This window comes from Paludibacter sp. 221, assembly GCF_010501035.1.
GTDB lineage: Bacteria > Bacteroidota > Bacteroidia > Bacteroidales > Paludibacteraceae > QVMH01.
In genome coordinates, this window is sequence record NZ_QVMH01000097.1 from 1 (window position 1) to 1,392 (window position 1,392).

General features: G+C 37.7%; 2 protein-coding genes. Both read left to right on the forward strand.

Annotated elements, in window-relative coordinates:
* The coding region (locus D0T49_RS13100; RefSeq protein WP_370519679.1) for a transposase at positions 1–467 on the forward strand (467 nt) is incomplete at its 5' end.
* Entirely contained in the window at positions 464–1,339 is an 876-nt protein-coding gene (locus D0T49_RS12880; RefSeq protein ID WP_370519680.1) for an IS3 family transposase, read from the forward strand. The genes D0T49_RS13100 and D0T49_RS12880, both read left to right, overlap by 4 nt.
* Positions 1,340–1,392 lie beyond the last annotated feature (53 nt).

Sequence of the window (1,392 nt, forward strand, 5' to 3'; positions counted from 1 at the left end):
TGTCTCGTCCTGAAATAGCGTTACATAAAAAAAGTAATGTTATGAAAGAAATTAAGAATGAGTACGTAAGACGCACGCAAAGGGATTACAGTGTATCCTTTAAGTTATCAGTCGTTTCAGAAATAGAGCGAGGCGAATGCAGCACAACAGGAGCCGTACGCAAATATGGGATTCAATCTCGCTCTACAGTAGTTGGTTGGTTACGCAAATATGGTACCTTTGACTGGGAAAATCAAACGCCTAGTAATATGCCAAAGAGTAAAGATCTAAAGATTCTGGAACTTGAGCAAAAAATCAAGCTACTGGAAAAGCAGAAGGCTTTATTGGAGAAGCAAGCCGAAACTTCGGATAAGAAAGCTATCTTCTTTGATATGATGATCGATATGGCGGAAAAAGAGTTTAATATACCTATCCGAAAAAACTCCTTACCCGAACAATCGACCGATTCTCAGAAGAATACAAAGTGAGCAAAAACTCCACCTGTGGGTTGCTCGGGGTAAGTAGACAGGTTTATTATCGTTCTATCCGTTCAAGGAACAAAAATCAGAATAAAGCCAAACAAGTTGTAGCTATGGTAGAGTCTATACGCAGAGATATGCCACGCATTGGCTTTCGTAAGTTATATTATCTTCTTTATGCACCATTAAAGGAACTAAAGATAGGACGCGATAAGTTTTTATCCATCCTAAAGGCTAATCATATGCTGATCAAACCCAAAAGAAACTATCGGATAACTACCGACTCTCATCATCGCTTTAGGAAGCATAAAAATCTTATAGCCGATATGCCATTAAAACATCCGGAACAGGTCTGGGTGTCGGATATAACTTATATTGGCGGCAGAGACAAAAACTGTTATTTGGCGCTGGTTACGGACGCATATTCTAAGAAGATAATGGGGTATGATATCTCTAACAGCTTGGCGACTGAGGGTTCTTTAAGAGCTTTGAATATGGCTATAAAGCAACGGCACTATAAAAATAAGCTGATTCATCATTCTGACCGAGGTTTGCAGTATTGTAGCAATGATTATCAAAGATTGTTGAATACGAAAAAGATAATACCAAGCATGACTGAAAGTTATGATCCTTATGCCAATGCAATAGCAGAAAGAGTTAACGGTATACTTAAACAGGAATTTTTATTGGAAGATTATCGGGTTGACATCAAGACAATGAAACTTTTGGTAAAAGATGCTGTTCGTATTTACAACACGAAAAGACCGCATTGGTCATGCTATATGAAAACACCTGATGAAATGCATAAACAGAATAGAATAGAGATCAGAACGTATAAAAGCAAAGATAGTTGTCGGGCTAGCCCGACAACTATCTCATAAATTATTAATACTTTTGTCTAATCAAACCTGTAACGGTTTTTTAGGACTAGTCA